Source organism: Phyllobacterium sp. YR620 (assembly GCF_900104165.1).
Classification (GTDB): domain Bacteria; phylum Pseudomonadota; class Alphaproteobacteria; order Rhizobiales; family Rhizobiaceae; genus Phyllobacterium; species Phyllobacterium pellucidum.
Map to the genome: position 1 here is coordinate 147098 of NZ_FNJP01000001.1, position 23391 is coordinate 170488.

22 protein-coding genes and 1 pseudogene are annotated in these 23391 nt (G+C 59.9%); 16 read left to right on the forward strand and 7 right to left on the reverse strand.

Annotation, left to right across the window (positions count from 1 at the left end):
- The first annotated feature begins 48 nt into the window (after positions 1-48).
- The 3 genes from BLR72_RS00650 (at position 49) to iolG (ending at position 3813) form a co-directional block, all read left to right on the forward strand.
- A complete protein-coding gene (locus BLR72_RS00650; protein ID WP_091924049.1) occupies positions 49-1590 on the forward strand; it encodes a sugar ABC transporter ATP-binding protein in 1542 nt (513 codons plus the stop codon).
- Positions 1591-1612: 22 nt separating this feature from the next.
- Entirely contained in the window at positions 1613-2641 is a 1029-nt protein-coding gene (locus BLR72_RS00655; protein WP_091944111.1) for an ABC transporter permease, read from the forward strand.
- Between the two features lie 182 nt (positions 2642-2823).
- Positions 2824-3813, forward strand: a complete 990-nt coding sequence (gene iolG, locus BLR72_RS00660; RefSeq protein ID WP_091944113.1) for an inositol 2-dehydrogenase — start codon at positions 2824-2826, stop codon at positions 3811-3813.
- Positions 3814-3879: 66 nt separating this feature from the next.
- On the opposite strand, the gene BLR72_RS00665 is transcribed toward iolG, so the two are convergent.
- A complete protein-coding gene (locus tag BLR72_RS00665) occupies positions 3880-4989 on the reverse strand; it encodes a Gfo/Idh/MocA family protein (RefSeq protein WP_091944115.1) in 1110 nt (369 codons plus the stop codon).
- A 133-nt stretch (positions 4990-5122) separates the two neighbouring features.
- On the opposite strand from BLR72_RS00665, the gene BLR72_RS00670 reads away from it, so the two are divergent.
- The 6 genes from BLR72_RS00670 (at position 5123) to iolB (ending at position 11965) form a co-directional block, all read left to right on the forward strand.
- Complete coding sequence (locus BLR72_RS00670) at positions 5123-5956, forward strand: MurR/RpiR family transcriptional regulator (protein WP_091944118.1); 834 nt, start codon at positions 5123-5125, stop codon at positions 5954-5956.
- A 176-nt stretch (positions 5957-6132) separates the two neighbouring features.
- Complete coding sequence (iolC, locus tag BLR72_RS00675) at positions 6133-8061, forward strand: bifunctional 5-dehydro-2-deoxygluconokinase/5-dehydro-2-deoxyphosphogluconate aldolase (RefSeq protein ID WP_091944121.1); 1929 nt, start codon at positions 6133-6135, stop codon at positions 8059-8061.
- 50 nt (positions 8062-8111) lie between these two features.
- Entirely contained in the window at positions 8112-9962 is a 1851-nt protein-coding gene (gene iolD, locus BLR72_RS00680) for a 3D-(3,5/4)-trihydroxycyclohexane-1,2-dione acylhydrolase (decyclizing) (protein WP_091944124.1), read from the forward strand.
- A 105-nt stretch (positions 9963-10067) separates the two neighbouring features.
- Positions 10068-10952 carry a myo-inosose-2 dehydratase gene (gene iolE, locus BLR72_RS00685; RefSeq protein WP_091944126.1) on the forward strand — a complete coding sequence of 295 codons (885 nt, stop codon included), beginning with the start codon at positions 10068-10070 and terminating at the stop codon, positions 10950-10952.
- Positions 10952-11164, forward strand: coding sequence for a hypothetical protein (locus tag BLR72_RS00690; protein ID WP_091946381.1), 213 nt, complete (start codon positions 10952-10954; stop codon positions 11162-11164). Before iolE ends, BLR72_RS00690 begins: the two co-directional genes overlap by 1 nt.
- A 3-nt stretch (positions 11165-11167) precedes the next feature.
- Positions 11168-11965 carry a 5-deoxy-glucuronate isomerase gene (gene iolB / locus BLR72_RS00695; RefSeq protein ID WP_091944129.1) on the forward strand — a complete coding sequence of 266 codons (798 nt, stop codon included), beginning with the start codon at positions 11168-11170 and terminating at the stop codon, positions 11963-11965.
- Between the two features lie 23 nt (positions 11966-11988).
- On the opposite strand, the gene BLR72_RS00700 is transcribed toward iolB, so the two are convergent.
- Both BLR72_RS00700 and BLR72_RS00705 read right to left on the reverse strand, forming a co-directional pair.
- The gene (locus BLR72_RS00700) at positions 11989-12630 is read right to left on the reverse strand and encodes an NrsF family protein (protein ID WP_091944132.1); all 642 of its coding nucleotides are present in this window, start codon (positions 12628-12630) and stop codon (positions 11989-11991) included.
- Positions 12617-13174 carry a sigma-70 family RNA polymerase sigma factor gene (locus BLR72_RS00705; RefSeq protein ID WP_091944135.1) on the reverse strand — a complete coding sequence of 186 codons (558 nt, stop codon included), beginning with the start codon at positions 13172-13174 and terminating at the stop codon, positions 12617-12619. The genes BLR72_RS00700 and BLR72_RS00705 overlap by 14 nt, the downstream gene beginning before the upstream one ends.
- A 288-nt stretch (positions 13175-13462) precedes the next feature.
- On the opposite strand from BLR72_RS00705, the gene BLR72_RS00710 reads away from it, so the two are divergent.
- The 4 genes from BLR72_RS00710 (at position 13463) to BLR72_RS00725 (ending at position 16956) form a co-directional block, all read left to right on the forward strand.
- Complete coding sequence (locus BLR72_RS00710) at positions 13463-13741, forward strand: hypothetical protein (RefSeq protein ID WP_051614385.1); 279 nt, start codon at positions 13463-13465, stop codon at positions 13739-13741.
- 70 nt (positions 13742-13811) lie between these two features.
- Positions 13812-14678: a cytochrome b/b6 domain-containing protein gene (locus BLR72_RS00715; RefSeq protein WP_091944138.1), complete on the forward strand. Its 867-nt coding sequence runs from the start codon at positions 13812-13814 to the stop codon at positions 14676-14678.
- Positions 14675-15448: a molybdopterin-binding protein gene (locus tag BLR72_RS00720; protein ID WP_091944141.1), complete on the forward strand. Its 774-nt coding sequence runs from the start codon at positions 14675-14677 to the stop codon at positions 15446-15448. The genes BLR72_RS00715 and BLR72_RS00720 overlap by 4 nt, the downstream gene beginning before the upstream one ends.
- 485 nt (positions 15449-15933) lie before the next feature.
- Positions 15934-16956, forward strand: coding sequence for a Tim44 domain-containing protein (locus BLR72_RS00725; protein WP_091944144.1), 1023 nt, complete (start codon positions 15934-15936; stop codon positions 16954-16956).
- Positions 16957-17018: 62 nt separating this feature from the next.
- On the opposite strand, the gene BLR72_RS00730 is transcribed toward BLR72_RS00725, so the two are convergent.
- Together BLR72_RS00730 and BLR72_RS00735 are read right to left on the reverse strand one after the other, a co-directional pair.
- A complete protein-coding gene (locus tag BLR72_RS00730; RefSeq protein ID WP_091944147.1) occupies positions 17019-19592 on the reverse strand; it encodes a DNA translocase FtsK in 2574 nt (857 codons plus the stop codon).
- A gap of 160 nt (positions 19593-19752) precedes the next feature.
- The gene (locus BLR72_RS00735; RefSeq protein ID WP_091946384.1) at positions 19753-20376 is read right to left on the reverse strand and encodes a pyridoxamine 5'-phosphate oxidase family protein; all 624 of its coding nucleotides are present in this window, start codon (positions 20374-20376) and stop codon (positions 19753-19755) included.
- A 104-nt stretch (positions 20377-20480) separates the two neighbouring features.
- On the opposite strand from BLR72_RS00735, the gene BLR72_RS00740 reads away from it, so the two are divergent.
- Positions 20481-21401: a LysR family transcriptional regulator gene (locus tag BLR72_RS00740; RefSeq protein ID WP_091946387.1), complete on the forward strand. Its 921-nt coding sequence runs from the start codon at positions 20481-20483 to the stop codon at positions 21399-21401.
- 49 nt (positions 21402-21450) lie between these two features.
- Positions 21451-22029 carry an alpha/beta fold hydrolase gene (locus tag BLR72_RS00745; protein WP_091944150.1) on the forward strand — a complete coding sequence of 193 codons (579 nt, stop codon included), beginning with the start codon at positions 21451-21453 and terminating at the stop codon, positions 22027-22029.
- Here the strand turns inward: BLR72_RS00745 and BLR72_RS00750 are convergent.
- A complete protein-coding gene (locus tag BLR72_RS00750) occupies positions 22026-22655 on the reverse strand; it encodes a LysE family translocator (RefSeq protein WP_091944153.1) in 630 nt (209 codons plus the stop codon). The two genes, BLR72_RS00745 and BLR72_RS00750, sit on opposite strands and share 4 nt — an antisense overlap.
- 166 nt (positions 22656-22821) lie before the next feature.
- Between BLR72_RS00750 and BLR72_RS00755 the strand changes: the two genes are divergently transcribed.
- A complete protein-coding gene (locus tag BLR72_RS00755) occupies positions 22822-23097 on the forward strand; it encodes a hypothetical protein (protein WP_091944156.1) in 276 nt (91 codons plus the stop codon).
- A 36-nt stretch (positions 23098-23133) separates the two neighbouring features.
- Here the strand turns inward: BLR72_RS00755 and BLR72_RS00760 are convergent.
- Positions 23134-23313: pseudogene (locus BLR72_RS00760) on the reverse strand (sulfatase-like hydrolase/transferase); the annotation flags it as partial.
- Between the last annotated feature and the right edge of the window lie 78 nt (positions 23314-23391).

The window sequence follows — 23391 nt, forward strand, 5'->3', positions numbered from 1 at the left end:
CGTTTTGCGTTCCGGTCTATAATGGAGCCTCTCTGGGAGGAGATGATCATGGCAGTCAGTCCCTCGACCATGGCGGCGGTGCGCGCCAGTGGCGCCATACCGCAGGCCGAATATCTCCTGAATGCGGAAAACGTCCGCAAGGAGTTTCCGGGCGTCCTCGCGCTGGACAATGTCCAGTTCCGGTTGAAGCGGGGGACGGTGCATGCGCTCATGGGCGAAAACGGCGCCGGCAAATCCACCCTGATGAAGATCCTCGCTGGAATATATATTCCAGATCAGGGCGAAGTCTTCCTCAAAGGGGTGCCGATCCGCCTGAAATCGCCGCTCGATGCGCTCGAAAACGGCATCGCCATGATCCATCAGGAACTCAACCTGATGCCGTTCATGACCGTGGCGGAGAACATCTGGATCCGGCGCGAGCCCAAGAACGGGTTCGGCTTCGTCGATCATGGCAAGATGCACGACATGACCGCAGAGCTGTTCCAGCGGCTCAATATCAACCTTGATCCCGACAGCCAGGTGCGCGACCTATCCGTCGCGAACCGGCAGATGGTCGAAATCGCCAAGGCGGTCTCCTACGAATCCGACGTCCTTATCATGGATGAGCCGACTTCGGCGCTGACAGAGCGCGAAGTGGAGCATCTCTTTGCCATCATTCGCGATCTGCGGTCGCAGGGTATCGGCATCGTCTACATCACACACAAGATGAACGAACTCTTCGAGATTGCCGACGAGTTTTCGGTGTTCCGCGACGGTCGCTTCATCGGCACACATGCGTCGACGGACGTTACCCGCGACGACATCATCAAGATGATGGTCGGGCGCGAAATTACGCAGATGTTTCCGAAGGAAACGGTGCCGATCGGCGATGTGGTGCTTTCGGTAAAGGACCTTTCACTGAAAAACGTCTTCCACGATATCTCGTTCGATGTGCGCGCGGGCGAGATTCTCGGCATTGCCGGACTGGTCGGCTCGGGCCGCTCGAATGTGGCGGAGACGGTCTTCGGGGTGACGCCGGCAACGACAGGCACCATCGCCATCAACGGCAAGGACGTAAAGATCGATACGCCCCACAAGGCGATCGCCCATGGCATGGCGTTCATCACCGAAGACCGCAAGGAAACCGGCTGCCTGCTCATTCTCGATGTGCTTGAGAACATGCAGATCGCCGTGCTTCAGGACCGCTTCGTCAAATATGGCTTCGTTGCGGAAAGGCAGATTTCCAAGGCGTGCAAAACAATGAGCGATACGCTGCGGGTAAAGACGCCGAGCCTTGAAGAGAAGGTCGAAAACCTTTCAGGCGGCAACCAGCAAAAGGTGCTGATCGGCCGTTGGCTCCTGACGAACCCGAAAATTCTCATTCTCGACGAGCCGACCCGCGGCATCGACGTTGGCGCCAAGGCGGAGATTCATCGCCTTGTTTCACAACTCGCCAAACAGGGCGTCGCCGTCATCATGATCTCGTCGGAAATGCCGGAAGTGCTCGGCATGAGCGACCGCATCATGGTGATGCACGAAGGTCGCGTAACCGGATTTCTCGATCGAGACGAAGCAACCCAGGTCAAGGTGATGGAGCTCGCTTCCAAGTGAGCGCGCCGGGGAGGAACGAACAATGACAAGCGAACCTGTAACCGCCAAGGCAACGACACCCCCTTTAACGCCGCGAAGCCGCAGGCGCCTGCCGCCTGAGGTCAATATCCTCCTCGTCCTTATCGGTATTGCGCTGATTTTCGAGATTCTGGGCTGGATTTTTGCCGGTCAGAGCTTTCTGATGAATGTCCAGCGGCTGCGCATCATCATTCTGCAGGTTTCGGTGATCGGCATTATCGCCGTCGGCGTTACCCAGGTCATCATTACCGGCGGCATCGATCTTTCATCCGGCTCCGTGGTCGGCATGACGGCGATGATCGCCGCAAGTTTTGCCCAATCCTCCACATGGGCACGGCCGGTCTATCCTGCGTTGACAGACCTGCCGTTTTTTATCCCGATCGGCGTTGGCCTTGGTATTGGTCTCCTCGCCGGCATCATCAATGGCTGGCTGATCTCCTATACCAAGATACCGCCCTTCATCGCGACGCTCGGCATGATGGTATCGGCGCGCGGCGTGGCCAAGTGGTATACAAAAGGCTCGCCGGTTTCAGGGCTGACCGATCAGTTCAATTTCATCGGCACCAGCATCTGGCCGGTCGTCGTCTTCCTCGTCGTTGCGCTCGTCTTTCACATTGCGCTGCGCTATACGCGCTACGGCAAGTTCACCTATGCGATCGGCGCGAATGCCCAGGCTGCGCGCGTTTCCGGTATCAATATTGAGAGCCATCTCATCAAGGTCTATGCCATTGCCGGTCTTCTGGCGGGGCTTGCCGGCATCGTCACCGCCGCACGTGCCCAGACTGCACAGGCCGGCATGGGCGTTACCTACGAACTTGACGCGATTGCCGCTGCGGTTATCGGGGGCACATCCCTGACGGGCGGTATTGGCCGTATCACCGGTACGGTCATTGGCGCCATCATCCTCGGCGTGATGATTTCCGGCTTCACCTTCCTCAGGGTCGATGCCTACTACCAGGAAATCATCAAGGGCGTGATTATCGTTGCGGCGGTTATCGTTGACGTGTACCGCCAGAAGAAGCGCAAGGTATAAAGGATAACGACTGTTGAACTGCGATCCTCGGGCCTGACCCGAGGATCGGGCTTGCCCCCCAGGATCCAAGCAAATACGCGCTCTGCGTCCTTTGAGTCCTCGGGTCTAGCCCGGGGGATCAACGCAGGGGGCGGATAACAACGCCCGGGTTTGTTCCGGGCTTCTTTAAAGAGGTATTGAAAATGACTGTACGCTTTGGCCTGCTCGGGGCGGGCCGCATCGGCAAGGTCCACGCGAAGGCCGTCACATCGAACCCGCAGGCGAAACTCGTCGCCGTTGCGGATGCTTTCGAACAGGCCGCCAAGGACCTTGCCACGGCGCATGACTGCGAAATCCGCAGCATCGACGATATTGAAAAGGCCGCGGACATCGACGCGGTGATCATCTGCACGCCGACCGACACGCACGCCGACCTGATCGAGCGCTTTGCGCGCGCCGGCAAGGCGATCTTCTGCGAAAAGCCGATCGACCTCGACGTCGAGCGCGTCAAACAGTGTCTGAACGTTGTTCAGGAAACCGGCGCAACGCTGATGGTAGGCTTCAACCGTCGCTTTGATCCGCACTTTGCGGCGGTGCGCAAGGCGATTGACGATGGCGCGATAGGCGATGTCGAGATGGTTACGATCACCTCGCGTGATCCGGGTGCGCCGCCGGCGGAATATATCACGCGCTCGGGCGGCATTTTCCGCGACATGACGATCCACGATTTCGATATGGCCCGTTTCCTCCTCGGCGAGGAGCCGGTCGCCGTCACCGCGCATGCTGCGGTGCTCGTCGACAAGAAGATCGGCGAACTTGGCGACTATGACAGCGTCAGCGTCATTCTATCGACGGCTTCGGGCAAGCAGTGCGTGATCTCGAATTCGCGCCGCGCCACCTATGGCTATGACCAGCGCATCGAAGTGCATGGCTCGAAGGGCATGGTTTCGGCGGAGAACCAGCGGCCGGTCTCGATCGAAGTGGCGAACGGCAGCGGCTATACCCGCCCGCCGCTGCACGACTTCTTCATGACACGCTACACCGAAGCTTACGCCAATGAGATCGCGGCATTCATTGACGCCATCGCCAAGGGATCAAAGGCCGCGCCAGGCGGCGACGATGGTCTCAAGGCATTGGCGCTTGCAGATGCAGCTCTGCGCTCGGTAAAGGAAGGTCGAACCATCATTGTATAGCCATGCTTGGCGAACCCTCCCCGGCGCGGGGAGGGTATTTCGTTGCCCATTGAACAAGTTCGTCAGCTATCGGACGTCCACCCAGCGCTGTTCCTGGTAGGAGCGGGCCATGGCGTGAACAGTCCGCTCGATCTCGAGCCCATCGGCAAATTCGATCAAATGCGCGGGCGCGCCATTGATGCGCTTGATAAGTTCGTGGCACTCGATGATCTTCAGGTCGTTGAAACCAAGTCCATGGCCGGGCGCGGGGATAAAGCGGTCATAGGGCTCGTGATGCGGCGCAGTGAGGATTGTACGATAACCCTGTTCAGTCTTCCGATCCGAGGTCACGTAGAGCTGGAACTCATTTGCGCGCTCCTGGTCGAACAGGATCGAGCCTTTTGAGCCGAAAATCTGCAGTGAGATACGCCCCTTGCGGCCCCATGCCGAGCGGTTGACCTGCAACGTTCCGGCGACGCCGTTTTCCATGTGCATGAGCACGCTGGCGCTGTCGAAGGTCTCGACGGCGCGATCGCTGCCATCCTCCGTCTTGCGCGTTGGATAGGGCCTGGACATGTCGCACATCACGCGCGACACGCGGCCGAATAGCGTAAACAGCAGCGACAGGGGATGCACCGCAAAATCGTCGAGTGCACCGTAGCCTGATGATGATGCGTGTTTCCAGTTGAACAGCGCATCGGGGTCGGCCATGAAATCTTCGTCCATCTCGATGCGCAGATGATTGACCTCGCCGATAATCCTTTCGGCCAGGAGCCTGCGGATGTGGCGGATTGCTGGTCCCTGGATGTAGTTGTACCCGAGTGCGGCCACTTTGCCGCTTCGCTTCGCTGCCGCAAGCATGGCTTCGGCGTCGGCGAAAAGCGGTGCCATGGGCTTCTCGCACCAGACGTGCTTGCCGGCTTCCAACGCGGCGATTGCCATTTCGGGATGAAACTGATTTGGCGTCGTGGTCGAAACGACATTGACCTCCGTGTCCTCGATCACGGAGCGCCAGTCGCCGGAGCCCTTCTGAAAGCCGAATTCGCCAGCGCGGCGCACTGCGAGTTCGGCGTTGGCTTCACCGAGGTGCACAAGCCGCACCGGCCCCACGTCGCCGAAGACGGCGCGAACCGAGTTCCACGCCAGCGCATGGCATTTGCCCATGAAGCCGGTTCCGATCAGCCCAACACCCAGCATCGCTCTCTCCCATCGCTTGCAGTTCCTGATTGAAATAATCTATAAGTGGAGTAAATGGAATAACTGATCCGTCTCGATATAAATATTTTGTCGCGGCGGGCACCAGTTGCGGGAAAGGATAGGGGTGGCGAGCATGGACAACGAGGCGGCCCTGCCGCGGGATTTCGATGCGCTGCGCACGATGATCCTCGATCGCCGCGAAGTGCTGCCCAAACGCCTCGCGCAGATCGCGGCTTACGCATTGAGCAATCCCGATGAGATCGCCTTCGGCACCGCCGCAAGTATCGCCCAGACAGCGGGCGTGCAGCCGTCGACGCTCATCCGCTTTGCCCAGCATCTCGGCTTCGACGGCTTTACCAGCCTTCAGGCGGTGTTTCGTGAACGTCTGCGTGAGCGGCAAACGTCGTACGAAGAACGGCTATCGGCCCTGCGAGGTGACACGCACGGGCTTTCGAAGAACCGCACGATATTGAATGGCTTCCTTACGGCGGCGACGCATTCGATCGAGACGATTTCCCACAATGTGGAAGAGGATGTTCTCGAACGGGCGGTCGACATTTTATCGGCTGCCGAGACGATCTATCTCCTGGCGCGCCGCCGCTCCTATCCGATAACCGCCTACATGGCATATGCATTCGGCAAACTGAAAATTCGCAACCAGCTGATCGAATCGACCGCCGGTATCGACCCTGAGATCATTTCTTTTGCCGGGCCCCGCGATGCCGCTATCGCCATCAGCTTCTCGCCATATGCTTCTGCCACGATCGAACATGCTGCGGCTTTATCGGCCCGAAATGTCCCGGTCGTCGCCATTACCGACAGCGCCTTCTCACCACTTGCCCAATCTGCAAGCGTATGGTTCGAGGCGGCGGAGGGCGATTTCTCCGGCTTCCGCTCCCTCTCCGGCACCATGGCACTGGCGATGGCGCTGACTGTCAGTGTCGCAGAGAAGCGCCGAAATACCTAGCGGTGCAATCTCGTCCTCATTCATAGCCAGGCTTGACGCATGAAATGCGCGTTCACTCTGGCTCGATTACAAAAAGAACAGACATTCCATATTGACGATTTGATAGAATTATTATTTCATATGGCAAAATTCCCAGGCTCAGCGAGCGGGACAATCAGCATATCGGGAGGACCATCATGGACGGAGCTGATACGAGCAAGCTGCTTGATGTCATAACGATCGGTCGTTCCTCGGTTGACCTTTACGGCCAGCAGATCGGCTCGCGGCTTGAGGACATTGCCTCGTTTGCCAAGTCCGTCGGCGGCTGTCCCACCAATATCGCTGTCGGTACGGCGCGGCTCGGACTGCGCTCGGCGCTTTTGACACGAGTCGGCGACGAACAGATGGGGCGTTTTATCCGTGAGCAACTGCAGCGCGAAGGCGTTGCGACGCAAGGCGTCATCACCGATCCGGAACGGCTTTCGGCGCTCGTCATCCTCTCGGTGGAAAACGACAAGAGCTTTCCGCTCATCTTCTATCGCGAGAATTGTGCCGACATGGCCATCGATGAAAGCGATGTCGATCCGGAATTCATCCGGTCGGCGCGCGCCGTGGTCGTGACCGGCACGCACTTTTCCAAGCCCAATACCGATGCAGCGCAGCGCAAGGCAATTCGCCTGATCAAGGAAGCCGGCGGCAAGGTCGTCTTTGATATCGACTACCGTCCAAATCTCTGGGGCCTTGCCGGTCATGGGGCTGGCGACAGCCGTTACATCGCCTCAGACAAGGTCTCCAACCATCTGAAGACGGTTCTCGCCGATTGCGACCTCATTGTCGGCACCGAGGAAGAAGTGCTGATCGCCTCCGGCGAAGCCGATCTTTTGAGCGCCCTCAAGGCGATCCGCGCCCTTTCCAGCGGGACCATCGTGCTCAAGCGCGGTCCCATGGGTTGTATCGTCTATGAAGGCGCCATATCCGATGACCTCGAGGACGGGATCGTCGGCAAGGGCTTTCCGATCGAGGTTTTTAACGTGCTCGGCGCTGGCGATGCTTTCATGTCCGGTTTCCTGCGCGGCTGGCTCGGCGGCGAAAGCCTTGCCACCGCCGCGACCTGGGCGAATGCCTGCGGCGCCTTTGCCGTGTCGAGGCTGCTATGCGCCCCGGAAATTCCGACTTACGAGGAACTGCAATATTTCCTCGAACATGGCAGCCGCTACCATGCGCTGCGCAAGGACGAGGCGATAAACCACGTCCATTGGGCAACGACGCGCCGCCGCGATATTCCGGCAATGATGGCTTTTGCGATCGATCACCGCGTCCAGCTCGAGGCGTTGGCAGAGAAGCTCGGCGCGGGGGCTGATAAAATCGAGGCCTTCAAGGAGCTGGCGGTGAAGGCAGCCGCCAAGGTTGCAGATTCGCGCAGCGGCTACGGTATGCTTATAGACGAGAAGTTCGGCCGCGAGGCGATGTTCGAATTCGCCCGCCACAATTTCGATTGGCTCGGGCGTCCGGTCGAACTGCCGGGTTCGCGCCCGCTGCGCTTCGAGTTTTCACAGGACATCGGTTCGCAACTGGCGGAATGGCCGGTCGATCATTGCATCAAGTGCCTGTGTTTCTACCGGCCGGATGATCCGGCGGCGCTGAAGGAAGAGCAGCAGGCGAAGCTGCGGTCACTCTTCGAGGCCGCTCGCAAGGTCGGCCGCGAGCTCTTGATCGAAATCATCGCCGGCAAGCATGGCGAGGTTGATGACAACACTATTCCGCAGGCGCTTGAGGAACTCTATGCGCTCGGGATAAAGCCGGACTGGTGGAAGCTCGAACCGCAGGCATCGGCTGGCGCCTGGAAGAAAATTGAAGCGGTGATCGAAAAGAACGATCCGTGGTGCCGTGGTGTCGTACTCCTCGGACTTGAAGCGCCACATGACGAACTTGAGGCGGCTTTCGTTGCCACAGCTGGTGCCCCGATCGTCAAGGGCTTTGCCGTCGGGCGGACATTGTTCATGGATGCGGCAGAGAATTGGCTCGCGGGACGGATCTCGGACGAGGCTGCGATCGACGATATGGCCGGCCGTTTCGAAAAATTGACCAAGGCCTGGCTTGCCAGCCGCGACCGGCAGGCGGCATAGGACTAGTATTGCCAGCGTCGGGATAGCGAACTTCCCGGGAGGAGACTGAGATGACCAAGACGATACGCCTGACCATGGCGCAGGCCCTGACGCGTTTCCTTTACCGCCAGATGACGATGGTCGATGGCAAGAAGGCACCTGTCTTTGCCGGGGTCTGGGCGATTTTCGGCCATGGCAACGTCGCGGGCCTCGGCGAGGCGCTCTATCAGGTCAGGGAGGAGCTTCCGACCTATCGCGCCCACAACGAACAGGCGATGGCGCATGCCGCCATCGCTTTTGCCAAGGCGAGCTTCCGCCAGCGCATGATGGCGGTGACGAGTTCGGTTGGACCCGGCGCCACCAACATGGTGACTGCGGCGGCACTGGCGCATGTCAATCGCCTGCCGCTCCTGCTGCTGCCCGGCGACGTATTCGCAAACCGGGTGCCCGATCCCGTTCTGCAGCAGGTCGAGTCCTTTGGCGACGGAACTGTTTCGGCCAATGATTGCTTCCGTCCGGTCTCACGCTATTTCGACCGCATCACCCGCCCCGAACAGATCATCCCGGCGCTCGCCCGCACCATGGCCGTCCTGACCGATCCGGCGGAGTGCGGACCAGTGACGCTTGCACTGTGCCAGGATGTGCAGGCCGAGGCATACGATTATCCCGAAAGCTTTTTCGAGGAACGCGTCTGGACGCAACGCCGGCAGCGGCCGGATCGCGACGAGCTTGCTGCGGCGGTTGCCGCGCTGAAATCGGCCAAGAAACCGCTTGTCATCGCGGGCGGCGGGGTTATCTATTCGCAGGCATCGAACGAACTTGCGTCATTCGTCGAAGCGGCAGGCATACCCGTTTGCGAAACACAAGGCGGCAAGTCCTCGTTACCGGACGTGCATCCTCTCAACATGGCCGCGGTCGGCGTGACGGGCACCTCGGCGGCTAACCGGCTCGCGCAGGAGGCGGATGTCATTCTCGCCGTCGGAACGCGGCTTCAGGACTTCACTACAGGGTCCTGGGCATTGTTCCAGAACGCGGAGAAGACCTTCATCGGACTGAACGTCCAGCCCTTTGACGCGACAAAACATCGGGCGCTGCCGCTTGTCGCCGACGCCAGGGAAGGGCTCGCCGAGCTTGCGGCCGCCCTCAAGGATTACCGCGCCCCGGCAGACTGGACCGGCAATGCGAAAGACGGGAAGGAAGAATGGCAGCGGGCGGCGGCCAAGGTGACGGGACCGACCAATGCGTCCCTGCCTTCCGACGCGCAGGTGATTGGCGCCGTGCAACGCGCCATGGGCGCGCAGGCGACCGTTTTGCACGCTGCGGGCGGATTACCGGGGGAAATGCACAAACTCTGGCAGGCGGGCGCTCCCGGTTCCTACCACGCAGAATACGGCTTTTCCTGCATGGGCTACGAGATCGCTGGCGGTCTCGGCGCGAAGATGGCGAAGCCCAACGACGAGGTCGTGGTGATGATCGGTGACGGCTCGTATCTGATGCTGAATTCGGAGATCGCGACTTCGGTCATGCTCGGCCACAAGATCAACATCGTGCTGCTCGACAATCGCGGCTATGGCTGTATCAACCGGCTGCAGATGGGCACCGGTGGCGCGAATTTCAACAATCTTCTCAAGGACACGAAGCACGAGGTTCTGCCCGAGATCGACTTTGCCGCTCACGCGCGCAGTCTTGGCGCCATTTCCGAAAAGGTCGCCTCCATCGCGGAGCTCGAAAGTGCCCTGGCACGCGCCAAGCAGAACGATCGAACGACGGTGGTGGTTATCGATACCGATCCGCTGATCTCGACCGAGGACGGCGGTTTCTGGTGGGATGTCGCCGTACCGGAGGTCAGTGCGCGCAGCCAGGTGAACGATGCGCGGCGGAACTACGAAGCAAAACAGAAACTGCAACGGGTTGGTGATTGATCAGGCAAGTCGCTGCTCTTACCCTCCACTTGTGGGCAGGGTCGAAGCGAAGCGACGGCGCCGATTTACAATCTCAAATCCACCCAGAACCAAAGGAATGAAAAAATGATCCGCATCGGGGCGAACCCAATCGGCTGGTCCAATGACGATATGCTAGAGATCGGCGGGGACATACCGCTGGAGACCTGCCTCGAGCAGGCGCAGGCGGCCGGCTTCACCGGCATGGAACTCGGCAACAAGTTTCCGCGCACCGCCGACAAACTGCGGCCCATTCTCGAATCTTACGGCCATAGCCTCGTCAGCGGCTGGTATTCCACAGAACTCCTGCTGCGCGATGTCGATGCGGAACTCGAAGCCGCAAAGGCACATGCGACCTTGCTCAAGGATATGGGGTGCTCGGTGCTGATCGCCGCTGAGACGTCCAATGCCATCCACTCCAACAAGGATATGCCGCTCTCGGCGCGCCCCGTCCTGCAGAAGGCCTCCTGGACGGTGTTTGGCGAGCGCTACACGCGTTTTGCCGAGGCGATCCAGCAGACTTACGGCCTGCAACTCGTCTACCATCACCATATGGGCACAGTGGTTCAGGCCGAGTGCGAGATCGACCGGTTCATGGAAGCCACCGGCGCACCGGTGCACCTTCTTCTCGATACCGGCCATGCGACGTGGGGCGGCGCCGATCCGGCGCGGCTTGCACGCCACTACAAGGCGCGCATCAGCCATGTCCATTGTAAGGATATTCGTGAGGACGTCATGTGGCGCTCGAACCGCGAGGACTGGTCGTTTCTCGATTCCGTCCTTGCAGGCGTTTACACGGTTCCTGGCGACGGCATGATCGACTATGTTCGGGTTCTGAAAGAACTGAAAGGGTACAGCGGCTGGGTTGTGGTCGAGGCTGAGCAGGATCCGGAGAAAGCCGATCCGGCCGTCTATTCGAAGCTTGGATACGCCAATCTCAGCCGCTTCATCAAGGAAGCAGGTCTCGCTTGATCAAGGACTCGAACCATCCGTTTTTCCGTCCGCTGTGGCGCCGTATTGCCGTGGTTGCCTTCTGTGTTGCCTGGGCGATCTTCGAGTTCGCCACCGGCACGCCGTTCTGGGGTGTCATCGCGCTCGGATTTGCCGCCTACGGCGTCTGGCAGTTCTTCATCATCTACGATGCGTCGGAGCAGCAGCCGGACCCTGAGAACAAGAAGGAGTAGGGCATGTCGAAATTGCTCATCAAGGCAGCGCCCGGCAAGGGACGTGTTGCGCATGTGACGCCGGAAAGCGCGGGCTGGACCTATGTCGGCTTCGACCTGCACAAACTGGACGAGGGCCAATCTGCGAGCGGCACCACGGGCGACAAGGAAGTGTGCCTCGTCTTCGTGACCGGCAAGGGCAGGGTGGTCGTCGATGGCGAAGATCTCGGCATCCTTGGAACCCGCATGTCGCCGTTTGATGGCAAGCCCTGGTCCGTCTATCTTCCGCAAGGCAAGGAGTGGTCGATCGTCGCCGAGACGGCGGTCGAGCTTGCGGTATGTTCGGCGCCGGGCCTTGGCGGCGGACTGCCGGTGCGAGTGATTTCCCCCGACGATCTCGGCCAGGAAACGCGGGGCAAGGGCACCAATACGCGCTATGTCACCAACATCCTGCCGGAGAACGAGCCAGCGGATTCGCTGTTGGTGGTCGAGGTCATCACGCCCGGCGGGCATACATCCAGCTATCCGCCGCACAAGCACGATCAGGACAATCTGCCGGCCGAATCCTATCTGGAAGAAACCTACTACCATCGCTTCAACCCGCCGCAGGGTTTCGGTTTCCAGCGGGTCTACACGGATGATCGCTCGCTCGACGAGGCTATGGCGATCGAGGATGGCGACGTGGTGATGGTGCCAAAGGGTTACCATCCCTGCGCCGCCTGTCATGGTTACGACCTTTACTATCTCAATGTCATGGCGGGACCGAAGCGCACCTGGAAGTTCCACAATGCTGCCGAGCACGAGTGGCTGATGAAGGCGTAGCGCGTCACACTACGCCCAGGGACTCACCACCGCAGAGCATATCGCCCCACGATCGCCCCGATGAGGCCAGTCACGAGCACGCCCAGCGTGTACCACATGGCGATGAATGGCATGCCGCTTTCAGTGCAATGAAACGAATAGACGAATGAGGCGATAGCCCCGGCCGCCAGGCCGGCAGCGGCGCCCGCAATTGTCAGCCGCGTTGGAGCAAGGCCGCGCAGCACCCAGAATGCTGCAATGAGCAGGGGCAGCGAGAGCATGACGATGTTGAACGTGCACACGCTGATCGAACGGCCCTTCATCATTGCCATATATTGTTCGGGGGGCGTTGCCGCGAGCTCGGCAAAGGCGAGGAAACTGATCACGATGATTGCTACCGCCATCAAGGCAAGACTGACGCGGATGCTGCCGAGCGGATGGGCGATGCGCTTTACCGCCCAGCCGCCAGCGGCGGCAAGCGCAAGCGTATAGGCGAACTTGACCCAGAACGGCGTCGTGCCCATGGCTGTTGCCATGTCAGGCCTCAGGCCGAGCCAGAAATACATGAGAAGCGCCGAGGCGATGGAGCCAAGGCCGAGCCCCGCAGCGACGCGGCCGAAGACGGCCATGGGTGACACAGGCTTCAACTCGCCCGTCAGACGCGCAATCAGGTCATTTGTCGTCATTGGCAGCCCGCCCTTTGAGCTTCGTCGCTATGGCCTTTATTCCTCTGTGTATGCTGACCTTGACCGTCGTTTCGGTGAGGCCAGTGCTTTCCGCCACCTCGGCGATGGATTGTCCTTCGATCCTGGTGCGGCGGATCAGATCGCGCGTTCTTTCCGGCGCCGCTTCAAGCAGCCGCTCGACATCCATGCGGTCGCTTGCAGCGTCGGATAAATCCGTCGCAAACAGGTCTTCCACATCGTCGAGGGGCACAGTGGCCCGGATGCGGTTGCGGCGGAAATGGTCGATCAGCTTGTAACGCGCAATCGCATGCAGCCAGGCCGTAAAGGGCCTGTCGATCTCATATGTCGCCCGCCGCGTGTGCAGCGCCATCAGCGTCTCCTGCACCAGGTCGTCGGCATCGCCCTTGTGCGCATCGGACAGCCGCCGCAAAAAATAAAAGCGCAGATGCCTCGCCACCTCGTTGAGAAGGACTCCATAGCTGCGCGCATCGCCGGCAAGGCTGGCGAGCATGAGTTCCTTCAATCGCGTTTCGAGCGAAAGCACTCTCATTCATCCTTTATTCGCAGGCATGGCGAAAAGGTTACAGATGAGAGCCAAGCCGCCGGCGCGTCAATGGCTTGCGCCGTATTCCACTAAAGAATGATCACCAATGCGTGATGCTGTAACCGATCCGTGCCTCGCCGCGAACTGCTTCATGTGACCGGCGCACAGCCGGCGTGACAGCGAGAGCAGAGAATTCCCGGCAACGACCGGAAGGCAAGGATGCGGAATGTGTCCCGAAACTAAAGGACGCGTCCCACCGTATCTACTTCAAACCAAAGGAGAACACCCATGAACACTCTCATTCGCCGCATCGCCGTTTCGGCTCTCATTGCTGGCGCCGGCATTGCCGGGGCAAACGCGGCATCGGCCGCGGAGGCAATGAAGCCGATGACCAAATCCGATTGCATGAAGCATGCGGGCATGGAGAAGGACGCCATGAAGAAGGATTCCATGATGAAGGAATGCGACCAGATGGCGATGAAAAAGGATACAATGAAATCCGATACAATGATGAAGAAGAGCGGCACCTCAGATGCCATGGGCACGATGGCGCCCAAGAAAAAGTAACATGGAGATCGTGCGTGGCGGGTGAGTTCGCCACGCATAATTGCAGCCGCTTCGGCTTTGGAGGCCGTCCATGACAAGCATTGCACAATCCGAAACGGCGAAGTCGCGCAAGGTGCTCTTCTATCGGCATTCGGTGCTCGTGCGTATCACGCATTGGCTCAACGTCCTCTGCCTGAGTTTTCTTTTGATGAGCGGCCTGCAAATCTTCAACGCCCATCCGGCGCTTTACTGGGGGCAATACGGCGCCGATGCGAGACCCGATCCATCGTTCATTTCAATCGGCGCGGTCGAGGATGGCGATACGATCAAGGGCGTTACCCGTATCGGCTCCATCTCTCTTCCGACGACCGGGGTCCTCGGTGCATCGATGGTCGATGGCGAACTTGCACCGCGCGCCTTCCCGTCCTGGATCACGATTCCGAGCTATCAGGACCTTGCGACCGGCCGGCGCTGGCATTTCTTCTTCGCCTGGTTCTTCGTCATCAATGGTTTCGTTTATCTCCTCTATGGCCTTCTCGCCGGGCATTTTCGCCGCGATCTTGCGCCGACCCGAACCGAACTGACGCCGGGCCATCTTGCCCAAGAGGTTGCCGAACATGCGCGGCTGCGCTTTCCAAAAGGCGAAGCGGCCCGCCATTACAACGCCCTGCAAAAGCTTGCCTATGTCGGCGTGATCTTCGTCCTGCTGCCGCTCATGGTCCTCACGGGGCTGACGATGTCGCCGGGGTTCAACGCGATCTTTCCATGGCTGCTCGATCTCTTCGGCGGCCGCCAGTCGGCGCGGACCATCCATTTCATTACCGCCTCGCTCCTCGTCGCCTTTGTCATCGTCCATATCGTGATGGCGCTGGTTTCAGGCGTCTGGAACAATTTGCGCTCGATGATCACCGGCTATTATGTGCTGCGCGTCGAGCCTAAAAAGGAAAAGTCGACATGAGCATCGACCTGACCCGCCGCCGCTTCCTCATCGGCTCCAGCGTTGCGGCGACCGGGCTTTTGACCGGCTGCGACGCGCTCGTCCAGAGCACAACCGTCAACGATATACTGCAACGGGCAGAATCGCTGACGATGGGAGCCCAGCGACTCTTGATGGGGCACCAGCCCCTGGCGCGCGAATTCAGCGAAGCCGACCTTTCACCGGTGTTCAAGCCGAATGGCACCTCGGAACCGGGCAGCGAGGAGTATGCCCAGCTCAGGGAAACCAACTTCGCCGACTGGAAACTCATCGTGAACGGAATGGTGCAGCGGCCATTGGAGCTCTCGCTGGCTGACCTCAAAGCCATGCCGTCACGGACGCAGATCACCCGGCACGATTGCGTCGAAGGCTGGAGCGCAATCGGCAAATGGACAGGTGTCCCGCTTGGCCTGGTACTCGAAAAGGCGGGGCTTGCTCCCGGCGCGCGCTACGCGGTGTTCTATTGCGCAGACGAATTGGAGCAGACCCTCGATGGCAGCGGCAAATATTACGAGAGCATCGATCTCGTCGACGCCTGGCACCCGCAGACGATCCTCGCCTATGCCATGAACGGCAAGGAACTCGAAGTGGCGCACGGCGCGCCACTACGGCTGCGCGTTGAACGCCAACTCGGCTACAAGCACGCCAAATATGTGATGCGCATCGAGCTCACAGACAATTTCAAGGGTATTTGGGGCGGGAAGGGCGGCTTTTGGGAGGACCGAGGCTATGAATGGTATGCGGGTATTTGAGACCTGCCTAAAGGGGCGACTCCACGGTCGTCTGTGGCGACTGTCGCAGGGGACCGTTATTGTCTGAAAACAGCGCAAGCGCTCCCAGCAAGGCGAAAAACGTCAAGAGCACGAGTATTACGACGCATTGATGAACCAATAGTTCGGTCCCTCATCTGGAGATTCGTGTCTCGCTGCAGACCTGATCCACAACGTCGGCTGATCGTAGAAGAGAACCCATTCCCCTTAAGTGCCGCGCCATCGCAACAGCAGGCATCAAGCCTAGCGGTTGATGTGGCGAGAATACGACGATGCCCGGGATGGTGTTATTTACAGGCGCCGCTTCGCTGGTTGCCGCAAGAGTGCTTGCTCGGGACGAGAGCCCAAGGAAGCACGCTTTCAACACGACGCCAGCGAAAAACTTGCCGCCGATCCTTCAAAAGCCCGCCGGCTTTCACCATATGCGGCGCAACAGATGTTTCGTAACATGTTGAGGAGACTGTTGCATGCTTCCCGTTCTAAACCGCTTCAGCCGGATTGCCGCTATTCTTGCCCTGGGCATGGCGGTGTCATTCAGCGTTGTCCATGACGCTGACGCCCGGCGTGGTGGCGGCGGGTTTGGCAGCCGCGGCGCCCGCACGTTTCAGGCGCCCGCGCCGACGCGCACGGCGCCGGCTCCGGCAGCGCCTATCGAGCGCAGCATGAGCCCGCGGCCCGATGCGGCCCAGCCCTCTGCCGCACAGCCGCAATTGGGCCAGCAGCAGCGTCCGGGTCTTTTCGGCGGCATGGGCCGCTCACTCATCGGCGGTCTGCTGGTCGGCGGCCTGATCGGCACCTTGCTTGGCCACGGCTTCGGCGGTGCAGCCGGGTTCCTCGGCATGTTGCTGCAGATCGGGCTCCTTATTGGCGTGGTGATGCTTGCGATGCGCTTCTTCCGCTCGCGCCAGACGACCATGGCGCCGGCAGGCGGGCCGGCATTCGGCCGCAGCGCCGAAGGCAATGCGCCCTCAAACGCATCCTTCAGAATTCCGACGATCGGTTCGGGTTCAGGTGCGGCGGGAAATGCCAACTACAGCAATGGTGGCGGCTATCAGGCGACGGCAGCTTCTTCGGGCGGCGATGAGATCGGCCTGAAACAGGATGATCTCGATCGTTTCGAGCAGCTTTTGACGGAAGTGCAGACTGCCTATGGCAAGGAAGATTACGCTACGTTGCGCAAGCTGACGACGCCGGAAGCCATGTCCTATCTCGCCGAGGAACTCGGCCAGAACGCAACCGATGGCCTGCGCAACAGCGTTTCCAGCGTAAAGCTGCTGCAGGCGGATATTGCCGAAGCCTGGGCCGAAGGCGATACGGAATATGCGACGACCGCCATGCGCTATTCGAGCATCGATTCCATGGTCGACCGCGAGACTGGCCGTATCGTCAACGGCGACGAGAAGGAGCCGAGCCAGACCACGGAAGTCTGGACCTTCGTGCGCAAGCCCAATGCGGACTGGAAGCTTTCAGCGATTCAGGACGCCGCTTAATTCATTCACAAACAAAAGGCCCGCGCTTTACCGGCGCGGGCCTTTTGCGTTTAAATGGGTCGTTAGTCCACATCGTCCATCATGGCACTTTCCCTGCGGCCATGCAGGATTTCACGCTTGCCGACATGGTTGGCGGGCCCGACCAGACCTTCCTTTTCCATCCGCTCGACCAATGATGCCGCGCGGTTGTAGCCGATGCCGAGGCGGCGCTGGATATAGGAGGTCGAGCACTTCTTGTCGCGCAGCATCACCTTGACCGCCTGGTCGTAGAGTTCGTTGCCATCCTCGGCTGCCATGGCGCTCTTGTCGAACACAGCGCTGTCCTCGGCTTCCGGCTCTTCTTCTTCGGTCTCGTCCGCCGTCACGGTGTCGAGATAATCGGGCTGGCCCTGCGCCTTCAGATGCGCGACGATCTTCTCGACTTCCTCGTCGGAAACGAAGGGACCGTGGACGCGGGAGATACGCCCGCCGCCGATCATGTGCAGCATATCGCCCTGGCCGAGAAGTTGTTCGGCGCCCTGTTCGCCAAGGATGGTGCGGCTGTCGATCTTGGAGGTGACCTGGAAAGAGATGCGGGTTGGGAAATTCGCCTTGATAGTGCCGGTGATGACGTCCACGGACGGGCGCTGCGTCGCCATAATCAGATGGATGCCGGCGGCGCGCGCCATCTGCGCCAGGCGCTGGATGGCGCCTTCGATTTCCTTGCCGGCGACCATCATCAGATCGGCCATTTCATCGACTATGATGACGATGAACGGCATCGGCTTCAGATCGATGGCTTCCTGCTCGTAGATCGGCTCGCCGGTGCCCTTGTCGAAGCCGGTCTGCACAGTGCACGTGACCGTCTCGCCCTTCTCCGCCGCGCCGGTTACGCGCGCATTGAAACCGTCGATGTTGCGCACGCCGAGCTTCGACATTTTGCGGTAGCGATCTTCCATCTCGCGCACCGCCCACTTCAGCGCCATGACCGCCTTTTTCGGGTCGGTGACGACGGGAGTGAGAAGGTGGGGAATGCCGTCGTAAATCGACAGTTCAAGCATTTTCGGATCGACCATGATCAGCCGGCACTCGTCCGGCGTCAGCCGGTAGAGGAGCGAGAGGATCATGGTGTTGATGGCAACGGATTTGCCGGAGCCTGTCGTGCCTGCAACCAGGAGATGCGGCATCTTGGCGAGTTCGGCAATCACAGGCTCGCCGCCGATGGTCTTGCCGAGGCAAAGCGCAAGCTTGAACTTGGTCTTGTCGAAATTGTCCGAGGCAACCATTTCGCACAGATAAACCGTCTCGCGCGTCGCATTGGGCAATTCGATGCCGATCACGTTGCGGCCTGGGACGACCGCGACGCGGGCCGAGAGCGCCGACATCGAGCGCGCAATGTCGTCCGCAAGGTTGATGACGCGGGACGATTTTACGCCGGGCGCGGGTTCGAATTCATACAGCGTCACGACCGGCCCCGGCCGAACGTGGATGATCTCGCCGCGCACGCCGAAATCCTCAAGCACGCTCTCAAGGAGGCCGGCATTCTGCTCCAGCGTCTCCTGCGAGATCGTGACCGCATCCTGCGTCACCGCCTCCTGGAGCAGCGTCACCGGCGGCTTCTCATATCCGCCCGAATGCGTGGCTGCAATCGCACGGTCCGCAGCCGGTGCAAGCGCGAACGGGCGCGGGGCGAGCGGCTGTGCGGAGCGTACGATGTCGCGGCGCTTTGGCGCTTGGGTCGGTTCAATGACGACCGGGGCCGGCTCGGCTTCGATCACGACCATGGGCTCGATGGTGTCCATAACGATCTCGGCCTCGATCACTTCCGCGACGATCGGCGCGGACGTTTCGATGAGCCTTTCTTCAACCGGCTCGGAATCCAGTGGCGGTGCCACAAGCCGACGCTTCGGCGCTGCCTCCAGGGCACCTGCCGGCGTGCACTCGACGATGCGAAACCGGGCGGTGATTTCATCAAGGCTGAAGGCCGGCTTCGGGTTCGGCCGGGCCGGCGCGACAATTTTCGGCGCTGTATCGAGGGAAATATCCATCGAATCAAAGAAGGCAAAATCAGAGACATAGGCGAGGGGCGAGGCGCTTACCGGCGGTAGCGACGCTTGCCCCACGTCTGCGGCCCGAATGGGCGCGGATACCTTCTGTATACGTGCGGGCGCCGGGCGTGGCGCTGCCGCGACGTGTGGCGGTTGCGGAAGAGCGGGTGTTTGCGGCACAGCGATCGGAGTTGCCTTGACCGTGGACGCGGCCGGCCGAGGCGCCGGCTTGATCTCCGGCACCTTGCCCTTCAGGAGTTCGCTGTCGGGCGTGCGGGTAAACCGGACGTTCTCGGAAAGCGAAAACATGCGTTTGGAGATCGGCAGGGACGGGTCGGCAGCGTTCATTGGATTTACCCGCTGCGGGCGTATGGCCGGTGATACCGGACGGGCCGGCGCCGCAGGCGTGATGCTGCGGCGCACGTCGACAGGTTCATATTGGGCGCTCACACGGCGGGGCGGCTCAGCGGCGCGTAGCGGCGCTTGTGCCGGCGCGGGCGCAGCGACCGGTGCCTCATATGGAGGGACGCGATTCGGCACCCGCTCCAATTCGGTCTCGAACTCATATTCTTCTGTTTTAATTGGAAAATTTGTTCTTGGGATGCGCATGATGCCTGCAAACGGAATGGTGTGGTGTTACCCGATGGGCTCCTATTTGAATAGAAAACCAAGGTTAACAACTCGCTACTTTTGCCGGTTGCAGACCGCCTATTTCGCCCGCGTGGCAGCAGGGCAACAGCCTGCAAATCCTGCCTGAAAATCGATTGGGTTACTGCGAGGATTGCGCTTTACGCAGGCGTGCTACCTCGGCCTCGAGCTCCTTGATCCTTGCGTCACGCCCTGCGACGATTGCTTCCACCTCCGCAGCCTCGAATCGCAGGGGTATATGTTGCGGGCAGTTCGTATCCCAGGCAGCAACTTTGAAAACGATCACCTGTTCCAGGCGGGCGCGATAGTTCTCCGGCATGAGTTTTGTGGTGAGTTCAGCGTCTTCGACGACCTCGGCCTCGCCCCAAAGCTTCACGCGCTGGCGCGTACGGTAGTCGATGAGAAAAAGGTAGGCCTTTGAATTGTCTTCCAGATTGCCTTGCGTGATGTACTGTCGATTGCCGGCAAAGTCGGCGAAGGCGATCGTATGGTCATCGACAACGTGCATGAACCCCGGCGGGCCGCCGCGATGCTGGATATAGGGCTGGCCTTCCGCATTGGCGGTGGCAAGGAAAACACTGGTCTGGCTCTCGATAAAGGCGACGAGATCGGGAGTGAACCCCGTCCGCCACGAGCCACGCTCTTCCATGCTGGCATAACCGGCGCGCGAACCCTTGCGCGCCTGGATCGATTTTACCGTCGGCGTGAAGGCTACATCGCTTGAATAGGCAGGGGCGGACGACATGACTGTGACCTCGTGCGTTGAACGTGACGCATATATAGCTTCTTTCATCAAATCGCAGTAGAAAGGGAAATCGGGAGTTATCCTACCAAAATATGGAAGGCTTGATGGATCGTCTTGATGCAATGGCCGTGCTTCTGGCTGCCGTGGACGCGGGCAGTCTGTCTTCGGCTTCCCGACGACTAGACATACCGCTTGCAACGGTAAGTCGAAAAGTGGCCGAACTCGAGGCCTACCTCGATACGCGTCTCCTGATACGCTCGAGCCGGCAGTTCGAGCTCACCGACGCCGGGCGCGCCTATGTTGAGGCGAGCAAAATGATTCTGCAGCAGGTCGAAGAAGCGGAGCGGATAGCTGCCGGGGAGTTTGTAGCGCCAAAGGGCGACCTGACCGTCACCGCGCCCATCGTTTTCGGCCGTTTGCATGTGCTGCCGGTGGTGACCGAATTCCTCAAGGCCTATCCGCAGATCAATCTGCGATTGAGCCTTAGCGATCGGCAGGTCAATCTGATCGAGGATCACATCGACCTTGCCATCCGCATTGGCAATCTGCCGGACAGCAATCTTGTGGCGACGAAGGTCGGGATGATCCGACGGGCGGCCTATGCAAGCCCCGCCTATCTGTCAAGACGTGGTACGCCCGCGCGCCCGGAAGAACTCGCGACCCATGACTGCATCACCTTCGAGGGATTCAACTCGCCCAGGATATGGACCTTTGTCGAGGGAAAGCGCGAGGTCGACGTTCCTGTGCAATCGCGGCTCAGCGTGACGACCGCCGAAGCGGCGGCCGACGCGGCGGCAGCCGAGCTCGGCGTTACGCGATTGCTCTCCTACCAGGCGCAAGGCGCTGTCTTCGCTGGAAAACTTGTCCTCCTGCTTGAAGACTTTGAACCGCCGGCATGGCCGGTAAGCGCGGTCTATGTCGCGCAAGGGCGGACTCCACTGAAACTTCGCGCATTCGTGGATTTTGCCGTTCCATTGCTACGGGAGAGAATGGCGGTTTTGTCCCTGACCACCGGAGCCGCCTGAGCGGTGGGGCTGGTCTTGACCCCTCAGTGCAGTGGCATAAAATCGGAAAATGGCCACAGATGTCCTCTTCGTTCAAGGCGCCGGGGAAGGTACCCACGATCACTGGGATGACAAGCTTGCGGAGAGCCTCCGACAGGAACTCGGTGCCGCCTATCAGGTCCACTATCCGCGCATGCCCGATGAGGATGATCCGAAGTATGCCGCCTGGAAAGCTGCGCTGCTCAGCGCGTTCGATAGCCTGGACGACGGTGTTATACTTGTCGGCCACTCGGTCGGGGCCACAATCCTGCTGCACGTCCTCGCCGAATCGGCCTTACCACGCGCCTTAGGCGGGCTCTTCCTGATAGCACCGCCTTTCATCGGCGAAGGCGGGTGGGCGGACGATGACATCGCGGCGTGCGACGACCTTGCGGATCGCCTTCCGCGCGGCATTCCCATCTATCTTTATCGCGGAACGGCCGACGATGTGGTGCCCGCCGCGCACACGGACCATTATATGAAAGCTCTGCCGCACGCGGTGATGTGCACGCTCGAAGGCCGGAACCATCAGCTCAACAATGATATGCGCGACGTCGCGCGCGATATTCGGGCGGTGAGCGGACGGGGTGAGGAGCTGACAGGAGGCTAGCTGCGCTGCAAGGCGAGATGGGTGCCGAGTCCGACGAGCAGGGCGCCGCCGGCCCGCTGCATGAGCCTGCGGGCGTGGCTTGAGCGCCGGAGCCGCGTGACAATTGCCCCAGCGAGAAAGACGCAGACGATGTCGGCGGATGAAAACATCAGGTTGACGATTGTTCCAAGGATCAGGAACTGTACCCAGATGGGGAATGCCGCCGAAGCATCAATGAATTGCGGCAGGAACGCCATGAAGAAAATGGCGGTCTTGGGGTTGAGCACTTCGACGCTGATACTCTCAAGGAATGCGCGGCGGCCGGACTTTGCCTCGATCCCGGGCAGCGCGAGATCCTCGACCCTGGCACGAAACAACGAGATGCCGAGCCAGACAAGATAGGCAGCGCCGGCAAGCTTCACCAGCATGTAGAGCATTGGCACGGCGTGAAAGAGCATCGACAGGCCCGCCGCGGCGGCAATGACATGGACATAGCAACCAAGATGAATGCCGAGGGATGCCATCAAGCCCGCACGGCGTCCGCGCGCGATCGTCTGGGCGGCGGCGTAGAGCATGGCTGGCCCCGGAATATAGGCGAAGATCGCCGTCGTTATCAGGAACGCGATCAACAATTCGCTCGATGGCATTTCTCTGCTCCGGTGCGGGAGGTTCGCCCTGACTGGGCCCAAGCATTCAATACTGGCAAGGGCTGCAAAAGTCATCAAGGATGGCCAAGAATGACGTTCGCCATCAAGGCACAAATTGAGTTAAGTTGCGACGCTTTGCTTTGCGCTCACCTTGCTGAGGATAGTCATGATCAGACCAGTAACGGCTCTTCTTTCCTTGGTCTTAACCATCGGCCTGCATTCCCCGCCCGCATTTGCCGAGGACGACAGCACATCTCAGCTTGCAACCATAAACAAGATCATAAGAGGCGAGGGCAAGCCCGGCGAAACCGCGACAGCCAAGAACGGGGAAGTTGTCTACACGGTTCTGGAAGGCGGCGTCGTTGAAATCAGGAACTTGCGCTACAACACGCTGCAACGGTTCAATACGATAAAGCAGGGCGATAATAACAGGTCAAAATAGCACCATGGACTCGTCGCTCGCGTACTGCTGTCTGAGCACCGTTGTCATCTCTGATCGCTTTGGAATCCGACCGGTTTGAATCGCAGCCCGTCCGGGAGTGCAGCTCGGTTGAGCATAAAAGGACGTGAACATGATTCCGTCCTTCGCAAGCTGATCAATGTTAGGCGTGGGTATGCCTCTGGCTGCACCCCCAAGATAGGGACCAGTGCCTCCATAGGAGGCACAATATTTTCCTAGTCTTTACTATGCTCTTGGGGAGTAAAGTTGCATCGCCTGAAATTCGGACAAGCACAT